The sequence below is a fragment of the Paracoccus liaowanqingii genome, assembly GCF_004683865.2.
In the GTDB taxonomy this organism is placed as follows: Bacteria; Pseudomonadota; Alphaproteobacteria; order Rhodobacterales; family Rhodobacteraceae; genus Paracoccus; species Paracoccus liaowanqingii.
The window spans coordinates 1,307,361-1,327,466 of sequence record NZ_CP038439.1; the positions used below are offsets into that span (position 1 = coordinate 1,307,361).

20 protein-coding genes are annotated in these 20,106 nt (G+C 68.5%); 2 read left to right on the top strand and 18 right to left on the bottom strand.

Features of this window, described 5'->3' with window-relative positions; all coding sequences use genetic code 11:
* Positions 1-87 precede the first annotated feature (87 nt).
* From E4191_RS06235 to E4191_RS06255, 5 genes are all read right to left on the bottom strand, one after another.
* Positions 88-1,527 (bottom strand): alkaline phosphatase D family protein, encoded by a 1,440-nt coding sequence (locus tag E4191_RS06235; RefSeq protein WP_228461603.1) that lies wholly within the window; start codon positions 1,525-1,527, stop codon positions 88-90.
* A 108-nt stretch (positions 1,528-1,635) separates the two neighbouring features.
* Positions 1,636-2,544, bottom strand: a complete 909-nt coding sequence (locus E4191_RS06240) for a calcium/sodium antiporter (RefSeq protein WP_135312640.1) — start codon at positions 2,542-2,544, stop codon at positions 1,636-1,638.
* 363 nt (positions 2,545-2,907) lie between these two features.
* A complete protein-coding gene (locus E4191_RS06245; protein ID WP_135312641.1) occupies positions 2,908-3,894 on the bottom strand; it encodes an SH3 domain-containing protein in 987 nt (328 codons plus the stop codon).
* 250 nt (positions 3,895-4,144) lie between these two features.
* Entirely contained in the window at positions 4,145-4,807 is a 663-nt protein-coding gene (locus E4191_RS06250) for a hypothetical protein (RefSeq protein WP_135312642.1), read from the bottom strand.
* On the bottom strand, positions 4,798-5,247 hold the full coding sequence (locus E4191_RS06255) for a hypothetical protein (RefSeq protein ID WP_135312643.1): 450 nt from the start codon (positions 5,245-5,247) through the stop codon (positions 4,798-4,800). The genes E4191_RS06250 and E4191_RS06255 overlap by 10 nt, the downstream gene beginning before the upstream one ends.
* Positions 5,248-5,378: 131 nt before the next feature.
* Here E4191_RS06255 and E4191_RS06260 point away from each other — a divergent pair, with 131 nt between their 5' ends.
* Together E4191_RS06260 and E4191_RS06265 are read left to right on the top strand one after the other, a co-directional pair.
* Complete coding sequence (locus E4191_RS06260; RefSeq protein WP_135312644.1) at positions 5,379-5,903, top strand: TetR/AcrR family transcriptional regulator; 525 nt, start codon at positions 5,379-5,381, stop codon at positions 5,901-5,903.
* A complete protein-coding gene (locus E4191_RS06265; protein ID WP_135312645.1) occupies positions 5,900-7,036 on the top strand; it encodes an MFS transporter in 1,137 nt (378 codons plus the stop codon). Before E4191_RS06260 ends, E4191_RS06265 begins: the two co-directional genes overlap by 4 nt.
* Before the next feature lie 443 nt (positions 7,037-7,479).
* Here the strand turns inward: E4191_RS06265 and E4191_RS06270 are convergent, their stop codons facing one another.
* From E4191_RS06270 to E4191_RS06325, 13 genes are all read right to left on the bottom strand, one after another.
* Complete coding sequence (locus E4191_RS06270) at positions 7,480-10,173, bottom strand: calcium-binding protein (protein WP_135312646.1); 2,694 nt, start codon at positions 10,171-10,173, stop codon at positions 7,480-7,482.
* 1,051 nt (positions 10,174-11,224) lie between these two features.
* Positions 11,225-11,719, bottom strand: a complete 495-nt coding sequence (locus E4191_RS06275; RefSeq protein WP_228461605.1) for a gluconokinase — start codon at positions 11,717-11,719, stop codon at positions 11,225-11,227.
* Positions 11,716-12,471 carry an SDR family oxidoreductase gene (locus E4191_RS06280; protein ID WP_135312647.1) on the bottom strand — a complete coding sequence of 252 codons (756 nt, stop codon included), beginning with the start codon at positions 12,469-12,471 and terminating at the stop codon, positions 11,716-11,718. The genes E4191_RS06275 and E4191_RS06280 overlap by 4 nt, the downstream gene beginning before the upstream one ends.
* A gap of 126 nt (positions 12,472-12,597) precedes the next feature.
* Positions 12,598-13,143, bottom strand: a complete 546-nt coding sequence (locus E4191_RS06285) for a CAP domain-containing protein (protein ID WP_228461607.1) — start codon at positions 13,141-13,143, stop codon at positions 12,598-12,600.
* Positions 13,144-13,263: 120 nt separating this feature from the next.
* Complete coding sequence (locus E4191_RS24540; RefSeq protein ID WP_269436665.1) at positions 13,264-13,398, bottom strand: hypothetical protein; 135 nt, start codon at positions 13,396-13,398, stop codon at positions 13,264-13,266.
* A gap of 101 nt (positions 13,399-13,499) precedes the next feature.
* A complete protein-coding gene (locus tag E4191_RS06290; RefSeq protein WP_135312648.1) occupies positions 13,500-14,531 on the bottom strand; it encodes a CNNM domain-containing protein in 1,032 nt (343 codons plus the stop codon).
* Positions 14,528-15,895: a hemolysin family protein gene (locus E4191_RS06295; RefSeq protein ID WP_135312649.1), complete on the bottom strand. Its 1,368-nt coding sequence runs from the start codon at positions 15,893-15,895 to the stop codon at positions 14,528-14,530. The genes E4191_RS06290 and E4191_RS06295 overlap by 4 nt, the downstream gene beginning before the upstream one ends.
* A gap of 127 nt (positions 15,896-16,022) precedes the next feature.
* On the bottom strand, positions 16,023-16,544 hold the full coding sequence (locus tag E4191_RS06300) for a TIGR00645 family protein (RefSeq protein ID WP_135312650.1): 522 nt from the start codon (positions 16,542-16,544) through the stop codon (positions 16,023-16,025).
* A 52-nt stretch (positions 16,545-16,596) separates the two neighbouring features.
* Complete coding sequence (locus E4191_RS06305) at positions 16,597-17,226, bottom strand: exopolysaccharide biosynthesis protein (protein ID WP_135312651.1); 630 nt, start codon at positions 17,224-17,226, stop codon at positions 16,597-16,599.
* A gap of 82 nt (positions 17,227-17,308) precedes the next feature.
* Positions 17,309-17,875, bottom strand: a complete 567-nt coding sequence (locus E4191_RS06310) for a DUF2076 domain-containing protein (protein WP_135312652.1) — start codon at positions 17,873-17,875, stop codon at positions 17,309-17,311.
* 23 nt (positions 17,876-17,898) lie between these two features.
* Positions 17,899-18,618: a Bax inhibitor-1/YccA family protein gene (locus E4191_RS06315; protein WP_135312653.1), complete on the bottom strand. Its 720-nt coding sequence runs from the start codon at positions 18,616-18,618 to the stop codon at positions 17,899-17,901.
* A 15-nt stretch (positions 18,619-18,633) separates the two neighbouring features.
* Positions 18,634-19,401 (bottom strand): anti-sigma factor family protein, encoded by a 768-nt coding sequence (locus E4191_RS06320; RefSeq protein WP_135312654.1) that lies wholly within the window; start codon positions 19,399-19,401, stop codon positions 18,634-18,636.
* A complete protein-coding gene (locus E4191_RS06325; protein WP_135312655.1) occupies positions 19,398-19,949 on the bottom strand; it encodes a sigma-70 family RNA polymerase sigma factor in 552 nt (183 codons plus the stop codon). The genes E4191_RS06320 and E4191_RS06325 overlap by 4 nt, the downstream gene beginning before the upstream one ends.
* Positions 19,950-20,106: the final 157 nt, after the last annotated feature.

Sequence of the window (20,106 nt, forward strand, 5' to 3'; positions counted from 1 at the left end):
CCGCCTTTCACCCGATCTGTGCCACAGAGCCGCATGCAGCGACACCAACCAGCCTGCTCACGTCTGGCCTCTTCCCACGGCCGCGTGTCAGAGCGGCAGGGGATCCGTCAATCCGCTCAGTTCCAGATCCCATTGCGCCCGCCATGATCCTGACACGCGGTCCAGCATCAGGTAGTTGCGCTCGGCGGTGTAGCGCGTGCGCTGTCCGGGCAGCGGCGCGATGCGGATGGGATGGCCCGGCAACGGGCTCTCTCCCAGGGAGGCCAGGGCACCCAGAAACCGGGCCCAGCCCTTGGGCGGCGCGCGATGGGCGATGCCCGAGGCGACAAGCTGGTGAAGGTGCAGGTCGTTGCCCAGATCCATGACCGCGCGTGTCGCCAGGTGGATCTCGCCCGAGATCGCGGTGACGTTGTGGCCATCGCGGCGCGCCATGTCCCGCACGAGCGCCAGCATCCGGCGCCACTCGTCCCGATGGCTGCGGCTCTGCCACTGATCGCGCAGATCGTCCTCGTATTTCTGCATGCGCGGGATCGCCACCATCAGCGTCTCCAGCAGCGACATCCGCGGTCCCAGCAGCGGGACGCTGGACATCAGCAGAGTGTGCCCCTCCACGTTCCGCTCCGCCTCGGCGTCCATCATCGCCCAGCCAGGCCGTCCCATGATGTCGCGGCGGGTGCGTTCGGACCGCAGGTCGGGCGCCAGGATGCGCAGGCCCGGCGCGTGGATGCCCCATCCCAGATGCGCGCCGGACGGATCGCCGAAGCGCGCGGGCAGGTCGTCCTGCACCGTCCCGTGCTGAAACAGCAGGAAGCTCTCGCGGGCCACGGCGAACAGGGTCTGACCGACCGCGGACTCCGTGCGATCGCGCGGCAGGGACCCCCATCCGTCGCAGATGTCATGGTCGTCCCACTGCATCAGCGAGGGCACGCGGGCGGCCAGCCACGCCAGTTCCGGCGCGGCATAGAGGATGGCGTAGCGTTCGAAGAAGCGTTCGCGCAGATGGTGCCGCAGGTCGACCAGCGCCTCGGGCGACGGATCGTCCGGCACCCGGTCCGGCCAGTCCCGGCTCAGCTCGTGCCCCTGCGTGACCTCGTCGGCATAGACCTGATCGCCGCCGTGCAGCAGCAGCGCGAAGGGCTGGCGGCGATGTTCCTCGCGCAGGCGCGACCACATCGCGTTGCGCTCGGAGCCTTCGCGCAGCATGTCGCCCACCTCCTCGCCGTTGCACGAGACGTAGGCCAGACGCAGGTCACCGGTCAGGTCACCGGCGACCTCGTAGTCGGTGCCGTCCCAGTGGTACGAGGAGGTCCGGTCGGCGGGCAGGGAAAACCGCATGCGCCAGACCGTGGCATGGGCATGGCGGGCCAGGGCCACGGGAGCCGCCGTCCCGGCCGCCCATGCGATGGGCGGCGGCGTATCGCCTTTTGCGGTGATGAACAGCGCCGACAGCGACAGCCGGTCGCCCGCGACATCGTCGAGAAGCAGGATCGGGCCGATGGGATGGGTGATCTGATGGGGCATCGCCATCAGCTAATGCAGCATGGCGGGCATCGCAATTTGCAAAACGGGCCGCCTGATCACAGGCTCGTGGCGAGCCTGCCGATCCAGCAGGCAGACGGCCCCCCGACCGCCCGATCAGATCAGGACGACATATCCTCCATACGCCAGAAGCAGGGCCACGCCGGCAATCCGGGGCAGGCCACCCAGGGCGAAGGCCAGGATCGACAGGCCCAGGGCCGAGGCCGAGACCCAGACCATGTCCACCGAGGCGAAGCGCGGATCCGCCGGGATGGGGTCGATCAGGGCGGTCACGCCCAGAATGGCGAAGATGTTGAAGATGTTCGATCCGACGATGTTGCCCACGGCGATCTCGGTCTGCTTGCGGATGGCCGCGATGAGCGAGGTGGCAAGCTCCGGCAGCGAGGTGCCGACCGCCACGATGGTCAGGCCGATCACCGCTTCCGAGATGCCGAAGGCGCGGGCCAGTTCGGTCGAGCTGTTCACCAGCAGACGGGCGCCGACCACCAGCACGATCAATCCGCCCAAGGTCATGGCCCAGGCCTTCCACTGGACGACATCCCCCTGGGCGACCTCGACATCCTCGACCTTGCTGGTCAGGAACGCCGTGACCAGGAAGACCACGAGGCCCGCGATCAGCAGCACGCCGTCCAGACGCGTGACCGTGCCATCCAGCAGCATGATCCAGATCACGGCCGTGGCCAGCAGCATGAAGCCCAGATCGCGCCACAGCTTCTTCACGGGGATGACAAGCGGGGCGATCACCGACGAGATGCCGAGGATCAGCAGGATGTTGGCGATGTTGGATCCCAGCACGTTGCCGATGGCGATGGCCGGCTGGCCCGCCAGGGCCGCCTGAACCGACACCAGCATCTCCGGCGCCGAGGTGCCGAACCCCACGATGGTCAGGCCGATCAGCATCGGCGAGAGACGGAAATGCCGGGCGACGGCGGTGGCGCCGCGCACGAGAAGCTCGCCGCCGAAGAAAAGGGCGACAAGACCCAGGACGAAAAGCAGATAGGTCATGGCTGATCCTGACATGGGAAAGCTGTGTGCCAGCCATCCATATCAACCATCGGCACAGCCGCAACCACCCGCGAGATTTCGACGCGAGGGGCGGGATTGGTTCCTGGCCTCGCCGGGTGCGGCGGGTCCGCACCCGTCCGTCGGATCACCGTGCCATCGGACCCCTGCGGTCTTCGCATCGGACCTTGGTACGATCCGCGCGTGGGTGGGCGTCCCGTGGTTGGATCAGGACATGCTTCACCGCCCCCCGGGGGCCTGTTCGAAAGGAGTTTCTCAATGCGCCTGCAGATCTCTTGGTCCCGTCCTCGGGCCGGATCGCGCCTGTTCACCTTGCAAAGAGACCCCCACCTAGCATGTCCGCCCTCAGCCCCCGTTTTCGAGGGCGTCGGGTATCTCGTAGCGTTCCTCCCCTATCCGGACGAGGGTCACGTCACCGGATCGTTCCGAGGTCAGCTTGGCGTCTAGGTTCGTCGCGACGGGCGTACCGCCTTCGAACAGGATCTGACGTTCGCCGCCCCCGTCAAAGGCGATCCAGACCCCCGCGCTGCCGGGACCTTGGCGGACGACGCCGAAGGGACAGCTTCGCATCGACGTGCCCGCCGTGGCCGCGCAGGGGACCATGCCGGTCGCATCGAAGGGGGTACCATTGCCGACCGGGCCGCCGTCGGGCGCATCCGGCATCGTCGGAGGCTCGGTTTCGATCAGAAACTGTCCGGACACCCAGCCTTGCACGCCGGACCCGTGGGTCCGGATCCGGCACCAGCGTTCGGACCCGGTCATCCGGCAGCCGCGGTTCTGCATGACCTGGCCATTCTGCGCCCGGCCGACAACGTCATGCCGCGTCGCAGGACCCGAGCGGATGTTCAGCGCGCTGCCCGGACTGATGGAAACGGCCCACCAGTCCGGGCCGCCCGCGAGGCCATCGGCGAAGTCCGGCCCGCCCAGCCCGATCCCGAGAGAGAAGGCCGCGGTCTCGTCGCGCCGGGCGGCGTTGCCCATGAGGTAGACCCGCGCGACATACGTGCCCGACTCGGGCAGCGGAATGTCGGCCACGTTGCCCGAGATGGAGCCGATGAACAGCGCGTCTTCCGATCCCTCGGGCCGGATGTTGAAGGAGAGGCTGGAGTTCGGTGTCGCGAGGTCCACGGACAGTATTTGCCCGGCGTCTCCGGCGACAAGGTAATCGATGCTGTCGACGCCGCGAAGCCCGCTCTCGATGACCGTCCCGGCGGCAGCGGCCGACGGGGCAACCGTTTCGCTCCGCATCGTCTGCGCAAGGCTGGCGCCGGCCAGGACCACCGCCAGAACGGCATTCGACAGAAGGCAGGCAAGCGGGGTCATGCTGCGCATGGAGTTTCTCCCTTGTCCCTGTTCGATGTCGTTTCAGGCCCGCGGATGCCGCCATCGCCCGAAGAATAATCCTTTCGCGGGCACGCCGCTATCTATATCGCGAAGCGGGTCGAGACCGTCGCCCACCGCCGGACAAGCGCGCCTGCACACGGGGGGCGCAAGATGACGCTGACGCCGCCGCGGCACAAGGACACGAACTTTGCCCCCCGGCGTTTCCGCACGGTGCAGTGTCTCCGCCTGCGGGCGCGCATCACGTCACGGAGGCGGCGATCAGCGCGTAGAGGCCAAGGACCAGGATGAGGACAAAGGCGACGAGGGTGGCCACCGTGCTTGCAAGGGCATGGACCATGCCGATGCCGGCCTCGCGTCGGGCCCAGACCGCAAGGGCGCTGACATACCAGCCTGCGGCACCGGCCATCAGGGCGATGGCAGGGACGCCGGACATCGGCAGCCGTGTGGCGATCAAGGCAAGGTCGACCGCAAGGATGAAAGGCGTGGCGAGATAGCAATGGCTGTAGAAGGGGGGCCGCAGCGTCTCCCGCGTCACCGCCGCGCCCTTCCGGCGCAGGTCCAGCACGGCACAGAAGAGCGGCAGCAGTCCGAAGATGCCGGCACGGAAGATCAGCAGGTTCCGGTCATCCTCGAACAGCCAGGACATGGCCCTGGCAAGTTCCTCCGGCGGGGGCAGTTCGATCAGGTGCAGAAGGGCCAGCGTCAGAATCAGGAGGATCGGTGGGCTGAGCGCCTCGGCAAAGCGGTGCTCGGTCTTGTCGGTCAGTTCGGACGCGCCGTACCGCATCATCCGGATGGGGTGCCGAACGCATTTCCAGAGCGTCAGCGGGAAGAAGAGGACCCATGACGCGATCTCATAGAGCAGTTCCTCGATCGAACGGACAAGCGCCATCAGGTCCATGAGCTCCCTCCCCAGCATGCATCCCGGAGTATGCGCCGCCATTCTCCATCGGCCAATTGCCCGCCTGCCGTTTCCGCAGCCTTGATGATCGTGACGTTGCCGACCGATCCGCCAGTCTTGCGCGCCATGGCGGCGGATTGGTTGGTTGCTGTGGTGCCGGTCGGATGCTCCGGGCGGTGGTGAGCTCCTTTCCGAGAGGCGACAGCCATAATCTGCCGGCTTTTGCTAATTAGGGAGCTTCCCCTGAGTACCGGAGAAAGCGAAGAGCGCACGGCGCCGGAAAGCCAAGGTGCCTGCTGTTCCCAAGGCGCTTCACGATCAGGAACCGCCCTCAAGTGGTCAGGAACGGCGACGCCTTTGGCCACAGGGAAGCTGGCCTGATGGTCTTTTGCTTGGAGCATCGTGGTCGAGCGGGCAATCCGCGATCCGGTGATCGTCACCGACGCTTCCTTGACGATCGCAAGGATTTGGCATAAGCATCTGGCCTTCACTCGCGGCAGCTGTGCGGGACGCAGCGGCCTTAGGGTCCGGCCCGGTTGCAAATGTAAAACGAACGTTTTACATTCTGGACATGGAAAGCGCACCCAAGCTCAACGCCGCCGCCGAGCGGCTCTTCGACCGGCACGGATACATGGCCACCGGAATGGACCGCCTGACCGAGGCTGCAGGCATGTCGAGCCGGACACTCTACAAGCACGCGGGCAGCAAGGCGCAGCTGATGGGCCGGGTGCTGGCGGAGCGCGACCGGCGCTTCATGGTCCGTATCGATGTCGACAGCGTGGACGCGCTTTTTGCCGCTCTGGAGGACTGGGTTCGGATCGAGGGTGCGCGGGGATGCCTGTTCCTCCGCTCCCATGCCGAGACGGGCGGCGCCATACCCGAGATTGCCGAGGCCGTTGCGGCCCACAAGGCGGCATTCCGGCAGCGGGTCGGCGGCATCGTCGCGAAAGATCTGGGCCGTGACGATATGGCATTGACCGAACAGGTGCTGGTCCTCTTCGAGGGAGCCACGCATGCAGCGGTCTATCGGGGGGATGAGGCTGTCTCGGCCGCGCGGGCGGCGGCAGCGATCCTGGTCGAGAGGGCGCGGACATGACCCCGGCGCTGCGCATCGGTGCCGTGGGCTTCGGTCTGATCGCGGTCTGTTACGGCTTCGCCCGGTTCGCCTTCGGCCTGTTCCTGCCGCAGATCGACAGGGATCTGGGCCTCGGGCCCTCCTTGAGCGGCTTGATCTCGGGTGGCGCGTTCGCAGGCTATTGCGTCGCCATCATCGCCTCGGCCGTGCTGACCGAGCGGATCGGGGCGCGCGCGATCGCGACCGCCGCGGCCATCGTTGCGGCCGTCGGCATGGCGGGGATCGCACTTGCGCCGTCCCCCATGGTCCTGGCTGGCGCCGTGATGGTGGCCGGTCTCAGCACGGGCCTTGCCTCGCCACCCATGGCCGCGGCCGTCGCCGCCGCCGTCGCCAAGGGCCGGCAGGACGCGACGAACACCACGATCAATGCCGGAACAAGCGCGGGGGTGGCTGTGTCGGGGGCGGTCGCCCTTGCCATGGCGGGACAGTGGCGCCTGGCCTTCGGCGCGTTCACCGCCGTTGCGGTCGTGCTTGCCGTCACCGCCGCAGTGTCGCTGCCATCATCTGGGGGCGGCAAGAGCGCGGGCGGCCTGCCACCGATGACCGGGCCTGTCCTGCGCCTGATTGCCGCCTCGTTCCTGATGGGCGCGGCCAGCACCGCGCTCTGGTCCTTCGGCGGCCAGCTCGTGTCGGAACGCCTGGGCTGGGGGCCGACCGGGGCCGGCATCCTGTGGAACTGCATCGGCCTCGGCGGGATCGCCGGTGCTTGGGCAGGCACCCTCGTCAACCGGTTCGGTCTCGATCGCGTCCATTTGGCGTGCCTGGGGCTGATGGCAGGCTGCATCCTTGCGGTTGGTTCAAGCATCGCCACTCCCGCACTTGCGCTGATCGGGGGCGCCCTGTTCGGAGCTGCCTACGTGACGGTCACGGGGGTCTACCTGATCTGGGGGGTGCGCGCCCTGTCCGACCGTCCGGCCACCGGCCTGATGATCGGCTTCCTGACGATGGCCGTGGGTCAGACCGCCGGCGCGCCGGTTTTCGGGATCCTGATGGCGGGTCCCGGTGCGGGGCTGGCAGTGACGTGCTTTGCCGCACTTGCCCTGTCGGCTGGGTGCTTCCGGGCGCGACGCGCAATTGCCGTCATCCCGGCGTAGACACGCCGCAAGATCGGTTGCTGTTCAAAGGACCGCTCAGGGCTCGTTTCCTGCCTTTCGCGGCGGCAGGCAGGAACGTCCGCCTTGAACTCTGCGACGGGAGCTGGGTCAGACGGCGCGCCAGGAATACCGGCAACAACGGCTTCCGTTCGTCCCTCAAAAAGATCCGGGGCGGACGGAAAGGGCCTCGCGCTGTCCTCGGCGATACCCATCTGGGTCGCGGCCCCGTCTGCGGCAGGTCGTCTTGGACATGCGTAGACAGGTCACGCCATCGCGCCGGATCGGCATTGTGGCTTTCCCACGATGTGCGGGGCAGGGACCCCACTTCACCTGCAGATCACCCGGAGGCACATCGCCGTGGCGGGCGGCACTGCCGGCCCCAAGTGCGGCCTTCCGCCATCGCCCCCGCCACGGCCGATCCCTGTCGATCCCGGGCCCCGGCCCTAGATGAACTCCACATTGTCCCCCGTCAGCCGCTGGAAGTAATCCTCCAGCAGGATGCTGCTGCCCGAGGCGAACTCGATCAGCGTGCCGTCCCGGCTGACGGTGATGCGCTGCTGGAGGGCGCCGATCGAGGCGGCGTTGCCCAGAAGGCTGGCCTCGATCTCCAGCATGTCGCCTTGGCCGGTGCGGAAATCGGCGATGGTCAGCATGTCGCCGCGCCCGGTGGCGGTGAAGACGAAGATGTCCGCACCGGCGCCGCCATGGGCCAGATCCCGGCCCGGACCGCCTTCCAGACGGTCGTTGCCGCCATCGCCGTACAGGACGTCGTTGCCGCTGCCGCCGCGGATCAGGTCGTTGCCCTCTCCTCCGTGCAGGGTGTCGGCCCCGGCGCCGCCGTCCAGCGTGTCACTGCCGCTGTCGCCCCGCAGGACGTCGTTGCCGTTGTCGCCGCGCAGCAGGTCGTTGCCCAGGCCTCCGGACAGGATGTCGTTGCCGTTGCCGCCCGACAGGGTGTCGTTCCCGCCCTCGCCCTGCAGCAGGTCGTTGCCGCCGCCGCCCTGCAGCAGGTCGTTGCCCTGGCCGCCGCGCAGGGTGTCGTTGCCGCCATCGCCGTTCAGCGTGTCGTTGCCGCCGTCGCCGAGGATCAGGTCATTGCCGCTGCCGCCGGACAGCAGGTCGTCGCCTTGGCCGCCATGCAGCGTGTCGTTGCCGGCGTCGCCCGACAGCCGGTCGTTGCCGTTTAGGCCGAAGATCACGTCATTGCCGCCATTGCCGCGGATGATGTCGTCGCGCCAGTCGCCCCGGATCAGGTTGTCGCGGTTGTCACCGTCGCCGCCGTTCTGCGAGGGCAGGTCGGGGACCTGCGGCTGGGGCTGCGGTTGCGGCGCGGGCTGGGGCGCCGGTTGCGGCTGAGGGTCGGGCTGCGGCTCGGGCGCGGGCTGGGGCTGGGGCCGGTCGACCCCGGCGCCGGGGGCGCGCAGGGCGGAGGCCACGTCCTGGATGCGCTCGCCCATGCCCACGAAGGTGATCGAGCCGCCCCCCGGCAGGGTCACGACCATGTCGCGGGCGCCGTGATTGTCCCAGTTCACGCTGCGGGCATTGCTGATGAACTGGGCCCGGGTCAGGGACAGGCCGTCGATGCTGAAGCTGTCGCCCTCGGAGGGGTCGAAATCGACGACGATCGCCTTGCCCCGCGGATGCAGCACGAAGCTGTCGGCCCCGGTGCCGCCGTGCATCTGGGTGACCCCGTCGCCCGCGATCAGCGTGTCGTTGCCGCGCCCGCCGAACAGGTGGTCATGGCCGCTGCCGCCGCCATCGACCACGTCGTTGCCGTCCTGGCCATAGAGGAAGTCGTCCAGCCCGTTGCCGATCACCATGTCGTTGCCGGTGCCGCCATAGAGGAAGTTGTTGGCCTGGGCATGGCCCATCAGCGTGTCGTTGCCGCCATGCCCGACGCCCAGGCCCAGGAAGCGCGCCGCGTCGAAGGGATTGCGGGGGTCGTAATCCGGGTCGCTGGTCTGGTTGCGCAGCCACCCCTCGATCAGGGTCGGGCGGACCACCTCGCCTGCGGCATGAGCACGGTCCTCGTGGCCAAGCGTCATCGCATCATGGGCGGCGGCATAGCTGGCCTGCTGCACGAAGCGCAGCGTCCCGTCGGCATCCATGCGCGACAGCACCGAGGCGCCGTACTGGCTGCCGGTGAACCAGGCGGTCGAGATGCCGTTGTCGGCGAACCATTCGTAGGTGGCGGTCAGGCCGCGCACCTCGGCATTCTCGTGGCGCAGGTTGTAGGCGGATTCCCCCGGGGCGTTCGTCTCGGTCAGGATGATCGCGTCGCCCAGGATCGGGCGGAAGACCCGGTCCAGCACCGCGCGGACCTCGTCGGGATCGGACATGCCTTGGGTCTCGTTCCAGCCCGGATACCAATGCGCCGACCAGACCAGATCGTCGCCCAGCCCGTCGCGGATATAGTCCAGAGCCGTGACATTGCCCATCTGGACGCGCTCCAGCTCCCCGAACTGGCCGGAATAGTTCCAGCCGCCGACCAGGACCTTGGCGTCCGAGCGGTCCGAGATCATCTGGCCCAGCTGCACCATGTGCTCGGCATAGAGCGTGACGAATTCCTGCAGGGCGGGCCAGCGCGCCTCGGCCAGGAAGGTGGCCTGGTTGTAGGCGGCGGGCTCGTTGATGACCTCCAGCCCATAGACCGCGCGGTCGACGTCGGGATGCCGGTCCAGCCAGTTCAGCATGTCGGTCCAAGCGGCTTCCATCTTGTCATAGACCGGCCCCGTCAGGGCGTCGCGCGCCTGGCCAAGCTGGTTCGGACCCCTGACGTCCAGGCTTTGGGCGTCGCCCTCGAACTGGCCGAAGATGAAGGTGAACCCCTCCTTGGCGGCCGCGCTCAGGAAGCGTTCGAAATCGGGATCCAGATTGCCCCGGGCGTCGAAGCTGTGCAGGTTGAAGGGGATCCGAAGGGTCGTGACGAGGGGCAGCGAGTCCCGCAATCCGGTCGCGTAAAGCTCGGGGCTTTCATGCATGCCGACGGGGACCGTCTGGAACTCACTCTGCCAGAGGTAGTATTTGCTGTCGGCCCGGAGGTTCGCCTCATAGCTGCCGTTCGCCTTGTCGGCGGCGATCCGATCGCGCGCCTCGACCTGCAGGTTGATGATGTTCAGGTCTGTCGTGTCGCCCATACGATGTATCCCTGTCACGATGATGTGTCTGCAGGGCGAGCGATACCAACAAACCAATCGGTTCGGGAGGGGGGCGGCTCAAATTTTACGCGTTTAGGTTGTAAAAGACACATAACGCACAAGTTTAAGGTGCGTTCCCGCGGGGTGCGGATTTATCAGGAAATACGGCCGGCCGAATTCGGAAACGTTCATAAGTCACTTCATTTGTTCAGTATTTTTAGAGAATCGCGGGTCGGTGGATCAGGGTCCAGCCTCGTCCGCCCCTTGAGGTGCCCAGACCGGTGCATCTGGCGGATACCTGCCGACCGACCCCGCAATCCGGGCCGATCGAAGCGGAATTCTGCCAAAAGAAAATCGCGCCCCGTGGGAACATTCCCCGAGACGCGATTCTGCGACGGCAGTTCAGGGCGGTGCGCGGTGGTCTGCCGAGCCTTCCGGAAGGGCCCGCGTGCCAGGCGACGGGCACAATTGCCGAAGGCTGTCCCGCACCCTGGCGCGGGGCGGCCTGGCCGGGAAAGATTACTTGGTCTTGCGCATCTGGACGATGCCCAGGCTTACGGCCTTCGTTTCAAGGCGTTCGATCAATTCGCGATACTCACGGTTATGCGCATAGGCGCCAACGGCGGACAGGATCAAGCGCAGGTCATCGGCCGAAACACAGGCGCGAAGATTTCTCTGGTCATTCAACGGTTGCACGGGAAACCTCTTACTGGGGAAATACCTGAAACCCCTATACCCTACGGTTTAGTCTCCTCGAACCTGACTTTTCGAACAGGTTCGAGGGGCGAAATAGCCTGCAGGGGCAGGGTAAACACCGCTTCGTGAGGTTAACCGGGCGGTGCGTGATGCAATCCGGAGATGAATTGGACGCGTCGTTTAAAACCTGATGAAATGTGCTGTCGAAAGTCATTCCGTCAGCACTTCAATTCCCAATTCATCTTCAAGTTGAAAATAGGAAGATCGGATTGGGACGGTCGCACCGCGACCAAGCCCCGGGAATGATTTCGCAGCCCCGGCAGCGGCGGCGCTGCTCGGGCGACGGTCCGGGTCGTCAGGGGCCTTTCCGAAGGGCTGCGGCGGCGGCCTCGACCAGCGTCTCCAGCGGTTGCGTGATGTCGAGGGGTATGGCCTCGTCGGCGGAGGGGACCTCCAGCGTCGCCAGCTGGCTGTCCAGGAGGGCGGGCGGCATGTAATGCCCCGCGCGCCCGGCCATGCGGGCGGCGATGACCGCGCGCGGGCCGGTCAGGTGCAGGAAGCGCAGCGGCCCCCCGGCGCCCGCGCGCAGGCGGTCCCGATAGGCGCGGCGCAGGGCGGAACAGCCGATGATGACCGGCGCGCGGCTGTCCAGCATCGCGGCCACCCGGTCCAGCCAGGGCCAGCGGTCCGCGTCTGTCAGGGGAATGCCCGCCGCCATCCTGGCCACGTTCGCCGCCGGATGCAGGTCGTCGCCGTCCAGATAGGGGATGCCCAACCGCGCCGACAGCGCCTGCCCGACGCTGGTCTTGCCGGTTCCGCTGACCCCCATGATCACGACGCGCAGGGTCACAGCGACGCCGTGATGCCGCCGTCGACATAGAGCACGTGCCCGTTCACGAAGCTGGACGCGTCCGAGGCCAGGAACACGCAGGCGCCGACCAGCTCCTCGACCCGGCCCCACCGTCCGGCGGGGGTGCGCTTCTCCAGCCAGGTGGTGAATTCGGGATCGGCCACCAGCGCGGCGTTCAGCGGCGTGTCGAAATAGCCCGGCGCGATGGCGTTGCAGGTCAATCCGTGGCGCGCCCAATCGGTGGCCATGCCCTTGGTCAGGTTGCCCACCGCGCCCTTCGTCGCCGTGTAGGGCGCGATCGAGGGCCGCGCGAGGGCCGTCTGCACGCTGGCGATGTTGATGATCCGCCCCGCGCCGCGCCCGATCATGTGCCGCGCCACCGCCTGACCGACATTGAAGACCGAGGCCACGTTGGTCTGCAGCAGCTGCTGGAAGGCGTCCGCCGGAAACTCCTCCAGCGGCGCGCGGAACTGCATGCCGGCGTTGTTCACCAGGATGTCGAAGGCGCCGTGCTCCGCCTCGAAGCCGTCCACGGCCGCGCGCACGCCCGCATGGTCGGTCACGTCGAAGGCCAGCACCTGCGCGCCCGGGATCCGGTCCGCGGCCCGCGCCAGCTTCGCGGCATCGCGCCCGTTCAGCACCACCTGCGCACCCGCCTCGGCCAGACCGTGCGCCAGGGCCAGGCCGATGCCCTGCGACGATCCGGTGATCAGCGCCCGGCGTCCGGTCAGGTCGAAAAGTGGGTGGCTCATGATGTCCTCCGTTGTCCCCTGGCCCGACAATTGTCTCTCGACAGCAGGGGCGTCAACCGATTGCAGGCGCGGACACGCTACCGTCGGGCCATGCCGGCGCCATGCGGCGGCATCCGCCCCGCCCGCTCACCGCCCCGCGGGCGCGGCATAGACGGCGGCCCAGTAGCGCGTCCGTCCGTCCGATCCGACGGCCTGCCCGATGCCGAATTCGCGCAGTTGCGGGATCAGCATGTTGGCGGTGTGGCCCGAGGAGGCGTTCCAGGCGGCCAGCACGTTGTCCAGATCGAAGGGGCCGGCGGCGATGTTCTCGGCGGTGACCTGCGGGCGGTAGCCGAGCGCCTTGACGCGCTGCGCGGGCCCCCGGCTCTGCGAGCCGACATGGGTCATGCGGCCCCGCTCGGCCATGTCGCAGGCATGGCGGGCGGCGGCCTGCGAAAGCGTGTCGTTCGGCGCGACCGAGGGCAGGCCGGACCGGGCGCGGATCGTGTTCGTGGCCTCTGCACCGGACCTCTGCTCGTCCGACGTGGTGGGACGGCATCGCGCCATCCCGGGGGCCGAGGCCGCGATGTCGACGCCGCCCGAGGCGGTCGGCGCCATCGCGGGGGCGCAGGCGGCGACCAGCAGCATCAGCGGGCAGGCGGCGAGGATGCCGGTCAGGCGGGTCTGCAGCATGATCGGTCATCCCGTCCAGGTTGATCTGAACTGAATGTTTCACCCTGAACGGGCATCAAGTCACGCGAAAACTGCAGCCGCGTGTCATGCGGGCCGACGGGCCACGGGCCGCCAGCGGGCTCATGGCCGCGCGGGCGGCGCGAACCCCGGCTCGTATTCGACGAGGGTGCTCATGCAGAGCGTCTCGCACGGGGCCTGCGGCGCGCAGGCGGCCAAGCCGAGGGACAGAAGCGACAGGCAGACGAACTTGATCATGACAACCTTGGGGCCGGGTGTTGGCGGGAACTGGCCTGCCAACGCGGAGACCTGCGCATAGGTCTCTCTCCCGGCCCGGGATTGCCTGAAAGGACAGGGCGTTACCGGCTGGCGCCTGCCCGGACGGGCAGGACCTGCTTGACGATGTCGGACAGCGACAGCACGCCCAGCAGCCTGCCGTTCTCCATGATGACCGCCAGCTGCACGCTGGCGCCCCGCATGCGGTGCAGCGCCTCGTAGACCGGCATGGCGGGGGCCAGTTCCAGGGCCTGCCGGGCGATCTGCGCCACCGGGGCCTCGGGGGGCAGCAGCAGCGTGTCGCGGACATGGACGATCGCGGGCGGCGCGCCGTCAGGCCCCGCCATCAGGATGCGCATGTGGCCCGTGAGCCGGCCCGCGGCGCGGATGTCGGCGACGGTCGCCGTGGCGGCCACCTGCATCGGGGCGGCCCCCATCTGTGCGGTCCCGATCAGCGAGGCCACCGGCAGGGTGCCCAGGTCGATTAGGCTGGAGAGCTGGCGCTGCATCCCCGGCTCCAGCGTGCCCGCATGGGCCGAGTGCTCGACCAGCTGGCGGATGGTGGCCGCGTCGCGCCCGCCCACGGCGGCCTTCTCCACCGGCTCGACGCCGCTGGCCCGCACGAGGCGGTTGGCCAGCCGGTTGACCCAGGACAGAAGCGGGCGCAGCGGCCAGATATAGGCGCGCGACAGCAGGCCGATGGCCATGGCGGAACGTTCCGGATGCGCGATGGCCCAGGACTTGGGGGCCATCTCGCCCACCACCAGATGCAGGAAGGTGACGAAGAACATCGACAGGCCGAAGGACGCGCCGCCCGCCAGCCAGACCGGCATCCCCGAGGCGATCAGCACCGGCCCCAGCCAGGCATCGACCGCGGGCTTGGTCACCGCGCCAAGCGCGAAGGTGCAGACGGTGATGCCCAGCTGCGCGCCGGCCAGCATCAGGGTCAGGTCGTTCATGCCCCGCAGGGCGGCGCGGGCGGACCGTTTCGTCGGCGCCAGCTCCTCCAGCCGGTGGCGGCGGGCGCCCAGAAGCGCGAACTCGATGATCACGAACAGCGCGCTGAGCGCGATCAGCGCGACGGTCACAAGGGTGACGATCAGGGGGTCGTTCATCGGTCATCCTCGGTCAGGGCGGTTCGGATCAGGCGGGCGCGCAGGCGGGTCGGCACGTGACGCTCGACGCGCAGCACTTCGACCTCCAGCCGCCAGCGGACGGGGTCGGTCACCACCAGCTCGGCGGGGTCGATGGGCAGGTCGACAGTCACCAGGTCGCCCTGGGCGGGCAGGGCGCCCGCCTCGGCGATCAGAAGGCCCGCCAGGGTCTCCACATCGCCGCGCGGCAGGTCCTGGCCGATCGCGCGCTGGACCTCGTCCAGATGCACGTCGCCGTCGATGATCCAGACGCCCTCGCCGTCGGGCATCAGCCCGTCGCCCGAGGCCTCGTCGTGCTCGTCGGTGATCTCGCCAACGATCTCCATGGCCAGATCCTCCAGCGTCAGGACGCCGGCGAAGCCGCCATATTCGTCGATCACGCAGGCCAGGCGGTTTTCCGACGCGGCCAGCAGGGCCAGCGCATCGGGCAGCAGCATCAGCGTGGGCATGACGGTGGGCGGGCGCATCACGGCGGCGACGGTGCCGTCCAGCGTGCCATGCGCCAGCAGGTCGGCCAGATGGACGACGCCCACGGGCGTGTCCTCGTCGTCGATCACCGGATAGCGGGTATGGGCGCGGGCCATCAGGCCGCGCAGCTCGTCCAGGGTCGTGTCGGGGCTGACCCAATCGACCTGTGAGCGGGGGACCATCGCGTGTTCCACGTCCTGCTGGGGAAAGTCCAGGATGCGGTCCATCATCAGCGACAGCTCGACCGGCAGATCGCCGCTGTCGCGCGACTCGGCGATGATGCGGGGCAGGTCGTCGGCCGAGGCGGTGACGTCCAGATCATGCACCGGCTCGATCCGCAGGGCGCGGAGCAGCAGGTTGGCGGACTTGTCGAACAGCGCGATCAGCCAGCCGAAGACCGTCAGGTAGATCAGCGTGGACCGCGCCAGCCCGCGCGCCAGCGGCTCGGGGTTCGCGATGGCCAGGTTCTTGGGATAAAGCTCGCCGAAGATCATCTGGATGATCGTGGCGGCGATCAGGGCGCCCATGGTGCCCACGGCGACGCCCACCTGCGTGGGCACGCCCACGCCGCCCAGCAGGGTGCCAAGCGACTGGCCGACCAGCGGCTCGGCCACGAAGCCCACCAGCAGGCCGGTGACGGTGATGCCCAGCTGCGCGCCCGACAGCATGAAGCTGGTGCGCCGGGTGACGGCCAGCGCGCGCTTGGCGGCCAGATCGCCCTGGGCGGCCTTGGCGGCCAGCCGGGTGCGGTCGACCGACATGTAGGCGAATTCCTGGGCCACGAAATAGCCGTTGGCGGCGATGATCGCCAGGATGACGAGCGTTCCGACCAGGAACAGCAGAAGCGCCTCGATCATCGGACCGCCTCCCGGGTGATGCGGGGGCGGATGGGGTCAGGCCTGTGGTCCACGGTGGTGCGATGCCTTATTGGGAAGGGGAATGCCGGAGGCGGGCGGTGCCGCGATCCAGCGGGGGGTGCGGTCGTCAGGACGGAGTCCTGCGATATTTCAGCGTCTTGGCGTGGTTGGCGATCCAGTCCATCGTCGCCAGCAGCACGCCCGAGATGACGAAGACCAGATGGATGATCACCATCCAGCGGATTTGTTCGGGATCGTACTGGCCCACATCCATGAAGACCTTGAGCAGATGGATGCCCGAGATCGCCACGATCGACGCCACCAGCTTGAGCTTGAGGGCCGAGAAATCGACCTCGCCCTGCCAGTCGGGGCGGTCGACATGGTCGGCCAGGTCCATCCGGCTGACGAAGTTCTCGTAGCCCGAGAAGATCACGATCAGCAGAAGGTTCGCCGCCAGGCTGAGGTCGATCAGCGCCAGCACGCCCAGGATGGCGTCGTTGACGGTCATCGCCGGGACGATCATGACGAAGCGCACAAGCTCCATCAGGAAGATCCAGACCAGGATCACCAGCGCCAGCGCCAGTCCCAGATACATCGGCGCCATCATCCAGCGGCTGGCAAACAGCCCGCGTTCGATCAGTCGTTCCATCAGCGGGCCTCGTGCCGTCCCGCGCGGGGACGGTCTTTCGTTGCGGAGAATGTCACAGGCCCATCCCGATCAGCCGCAGCAGCGCCCGGGTGACGACCACGATCGCCCCGGCCATGAACACGGTCGAGACGATGCCGAACAGGACGCCCCCGGCGATCCAGATGCCGTCCCGCTCCAGCGCGCCCAGGGCGATGATCGCGATGGCGGCGGCGGGCAGCAGGTTGCCGAAGGGGATGGGCAGGACCAGCACGATGGACAGGATCAGGCAGATCCCGCCCAGCAGCTTCTTGGCCAAGGGGCCGCTGAACGCGGGCAGGCGCGGGCGCAGCAGGCGCTCGACGCGGTTCAGGTAGGGCATCGCGCGCGACACCACGGTCCGGAAATGGCCGATGTCGAAGGACCGGGCGGCCAGGAAGCGGGGCAGCCAGGGCATGCCCCCGCGCATCAGCTGCCACGACAGGTACAGCATCGGCAGGCCCAGCACCGCCGAGGTGCCCGGCGGGTTGGGGATGACATTGGCGAAGGCCAGGATCAGCAGCAGCCCGATCAGCCCCCGGTCGCCCAGGGCGGTCATCAGCTGCGCCACCGAGATGCGCGGCTGGTCCCAGCTGGCGGCCAGCGCGCTCAGGACCTCGCTGAGCGTCGGGCGCCGGGTGGGCGCATCGAGTTGGTCGGAAATCATTCAGGCCCTTCGGTCCAGAGGACCCGTGCAGAGAGAGGGGAAGGTGGGCGGCGCCCCGGCTGTCCGGGGCGCCTTGATCAGTTTATTCCTCGAAGCCGCCATCGTCAAAGCCGCCGTCGTCATAGCCGGCCTCGTCCTCCATCGCAGGCTCCTGTTCCATCTCGCCCGCCTCGGCCGGGCCCGCGAACATGCCGCCGATGGCATTGCCCAGCAGCACGCCGCCCGCGACGCCCATCGCGGTCTGCGCGGCCCCCGCCATGAAGCCGCCGCCGCCCGAGGGGCGACCGCTGTTCCAGGGACCGCCGCCGCCCTGCGCGGGCTGCTGCTGGCCATGGGCCTGCGGCTGCACCGGGCGCGGGGCCACCGGGCGGGGCTGCGGCTGCGGCTGGCTGCCGCCGAAGAGGCGCCCGAACAGGCCGCCCTGCGGCTCGGGGGCGCGCTGCGCCTGCTGCATCTGCGCCTCGGCGGCGTTCAGCGCCTGCTCCTGCATGATCACGGTCTGCGACAGGTAGTAGGCCGCGCCCGGGTTGCGGGCCATCAGATCGGCGATCAGCGCCTCGGCCTCGGGGTCGCGATGGGGCTGGGCCTGGGCCGCCTGGCCCAGCTTGCCGAACAGGCCCTCGATGGTCTGGCGATCGTTGTGATCCATGGTCGTGGTCTCCTTAGGGTCTCTTATTCTTCGCGCTGGCCGGTCAGGCTCAGCAGAAGCTGGAAGATGTTGATGAAGTTCAGATACAGCGACAACGCGCCCATGACCGCCAGTTTCTGGCGCGTCTCGGCATCGTGATGCTCGGCATAGGCCAGCTTGATCGACTGCGTGTCCCATGCCGTCAGGCCGACGAAGACCAGGATGCCGATGATCGACACCGCGAACTGCAGCGCGCTGGAGCCCAGGAAGATGTTGAGGATGCTGGCGAGGATTACCCCGATCAGGCCCATGATCAGGAAGCTGCCGAACTTCGACAGGTCGCGCTTGGTGGTATAGCCGTAGAGGCTCATCCCCGCGAACATCGCCGCGGCGCCGAAGAACGCCCGCGCGATCGACACCCCGGTGAAGACCAGGAAGATCGAGGCCAGCGACAGGCCCATGACCGCGCAGAAGGCCCAGAACAGCACCTGCGCGGTGGGGCCCGACACGGTCTCGATCCGGAAGGACAGGAACATCACGAAGGCCAGCGGCGCCAGCATCACCACCCACCTGAGCGGCGTGGAAAAGATCGGCACGTAGATCGCCGGGACCGAGGCGACGGTCACCGCCACCAGGCCGGTGACCAGCAGGCCCAGTCCCATATAGGTGTAGATGCGCAGCAGATGCGCGCGCAGGCCGTCGTCCAGGACGGCCGCCGGGGCAAATCCGGCGCTGCGGCCGGTCTGGGGAATGGGGGATGGCATCAGGGTCTCCGCATGTCAGTAGAGCGTGTCCAGAAGGCGGGTCGCGGCGTCCAGCAGCGGCTGGCCATGATCGCCCGAGGCCACCAGCACATGGGCGGTCTCGCCGATCTGGAACCAGGCGATGTCGTGGTCGGGCGTCGCGTGCAGGCGCGGCAGGGTGACGTCGAAGCCGCCCGCGCGCACCGCGAAATGGCTGACCCGGCCCAGGTCGGGCGTGTCGAACAGGATCTCGATCCCCGGTCCTTGGGGCGAGGGGAAGACCTGCGTGTCGCGCACCGTCCAGGCCGCATCGTAATGCGGCAGCAGGATGCCGGTAGCGGCGCGCATCTCGACCGAGTCCAGATCCGACACCTCGGGCTGGGACACCATGTCCAGACGCAGCAGGCTGACCTGATGAGCCGACAGCGCCGCCGTGACCGGGGTCGGGGTGGCGGCCGTGCCCTCGGTCACGGACAGCGGCCCCAGTCCGGCATGGGCCAGCCAGCCCAGCCCCACCAGCATCAGCGCGGGCACCACGCGCAGCATCCGGCGCAGCTGCGCGTCGCGCCGTCGCGCCACGGCCAGACGCCGCGCGGCGCCCAGCAGGGGCCGGGGCAGGGGCGGGGGCGCCAGCGCGCGGCGCAGATCGCGGCGCAGGGCCAGATCGCGCATGACGCGCGAGGCCAGGTCGGGGTGGCGGGCCAGATGGGCCTCGACCTCGGATCGCTGCGCCTCGCTCAGCTGGTTGTCGACATAGGCGTCCAGATCGGGTTCGGTGATCGCCGGGCTCTCGGTCTGCATCATGGTCTTCCCCCAGGGTCAGAGCGGGCCACCAGTTTCAGCGCGGGACGCGGTTCGGGCACCTCTGCGGGCACTCCGTCCTCGAAGGCGCGCAGCCGGGCCCGGGCGCGCGAGACCCGCGACATGACCGTGCCCGCAGGCACGCCGAGCGTCGCCCCGGCATCGCCATAGGACAGCCCCTCGACCGCGACCAGTTCCAGCGCTTCGCGCTGATCCTGCGGCAGGTCCAGGAAGGCACGGCGCAGCTGCGACAGGCGCAATGCGCTGTCCTGCGGGGCGTCGATCACCTGCGGGGTCGTCTCGGCGAACTGCGCCTCGCGCCGCGCCTGCGCGACCTCGTGGCGGCGGCGGTCCAGGAAGCGGTTGCGCAGGATCGCCCGCAGCCACGGCCCGGGCGCCTTGCCGGCGCCCAGCTGGCGGCGCTGCTCATGGCCCCGCAGCAGGGCGTCCTGCACCAAGTCGTCCGCCTCGGCCCGGTTGCGGGTCAGGGCGTAGGCATAGCGCCGCAGGGGCGTCAGCAGATCGAGGATCGGGTCGCGTGTTCGGGTCATCTTGAAGGTATAGACGCCACCGAGGCGCGATCTCTTCCCCGGCTCGGCGAGGAAATGTCGATTCCTGCGCGGGAGGGGGCCCGGGTCGGGCCGTCGGCGGCGTGATCAGGGCTCAGGCCGCAGGGCCTTTCCCCTGCGGGCCGATCCTGCGGTCGCG

Excerpts from the sequence above, each read along its gene's own strand:
- E4191_RS06235 (WP_228461603.1), bottom strand. The coding sequence starts at position 1,527 with ATGGCGATGCCCCATCAGATCACCCATCCCATCGGCCCGATCCTGCTT.
- E4191_RS06240 (WP_135312640.1), bottom strand. The coding sequence starts at position 2,544 with ATGACCTATCTGCTTTTCGTCCTGGGTCTTGTCGCCCTTTTCTTCGGC.
- E4191_RS06245 (WP_135312641.1), bottom strand. The coding sequence starts at position 3,894 with ATGCGCAGCATGACCCCGCTTGCCTGCCTTCTGTCGAATGCCGTTCTG.
- E4191_RS06250 (WP_135312642.1), bottom strand. The coding sequence starts at position 4,807 with ATGGACCTGATGGCGCTTGTCCGTTCGATCGAGGAACTGCTCTATGAG.
- E4191_RS06260 (WP_135312644.1), top strand. The coding sequence starts at position 5,379 with ATGGAAAGCGCACCCAAGCTCAACGCCGCCGCCGAGCGGCTCTTCGAC.
- E4191_RS06265 (WP_135312645.1), top strand. The coding sequence starts at position 5,900 with ATGACCCCGGCGCTGCGCATCGGTGCCGTGGGCTTCGGTCTGATCGCG.
- E4191_RS06270 (WP_135312646.1), bottom strand. The coding sequence starts at position 10,173 with ATGGGCGACACGACAGACCTGAACATCATCAACCTGCAGGTCGAGGCG.
- E4191_RS06280 (WP_135312647.1), bottom strand. The coding sequence starts at position 12,471 with ATGAGCCACCCACTTTTCGACCTGACCGGACGCCGGGCGCTGATCACC.
- E4191_RS06285 (WP_228461607.1), bottom strand. The coding sequence starts at position 13,143 with ATGCTGCAGACCCGCCTGACCGGCATCCTCGCCGCCTGCCCGCTGATG.
- E4191_RS24540 (WP_269436665.1), bottom strand. The coding sequence starts at position 13,398 with ATGATCAAGTTCGTCTGCCTGTCGCTTCTGTCCCTCGGCTTGGCCGCC.
- E4191_RS06290 (WP_135312648.1), bottom strand. The coding sequence starts at position 14,531 with ATGAACGACCCCCTGATCGTCACCCTTGTGACCGTCGCGCTGATCGCG.
- E4191_RS06295 (WP_135312649.1), bottom strand. The coding sequence starts at position 15,895 with ATGATCGAGGCGCTTCTGCTGTTCCTGGTCGGAACGCTCGTCATCCTG.
- E4191_RS06300 (WP_135312650.1), bottom strand. The coding sequence starts at position 16,544 with ATGGAACGACTGATCGAACGCGGGCTGTTTGCCAGCCGCTGGATGATG.
- E4191_RS06305 (WP_135312651.1), bottom strand. The coding sequence starts at position 17,226 with ATGATTTCCGACCAACTCGATGCGCCCACCCGGCGCCCGACGCTCAGC.
- E4191_RS06310 (WP_135312652.1), bottom strand. The coding sequence starts at position 17,875 with ATGGATCACAACGATCGCCAGACCATCGAGGGCCTGTTCGGCAAGCTG.
- E4191_RS06315 (WP_135312653.1), bottom strand. The coding sequence starts at position 18,618 with ATGCCATCCCCCATTCCCCAGACCGGCCGCAGCGCCGGATTTGCCCCG.
- E4191_RS06320 (WP_135312654.1), bottom strand. The coding sequence starts at position 19,401 with ATGATGCAGACCGAGAGCCCGGCGATCACCGAACCCGATCTGGACGCC.
- E4191_RS06325 (WP_135312655.1), bottom strand. The coding sequence starts at position 19,949 with ATGACCCGAACACGCGACCCGATCCTCGATCTGCTGACGCCCCTGCGG.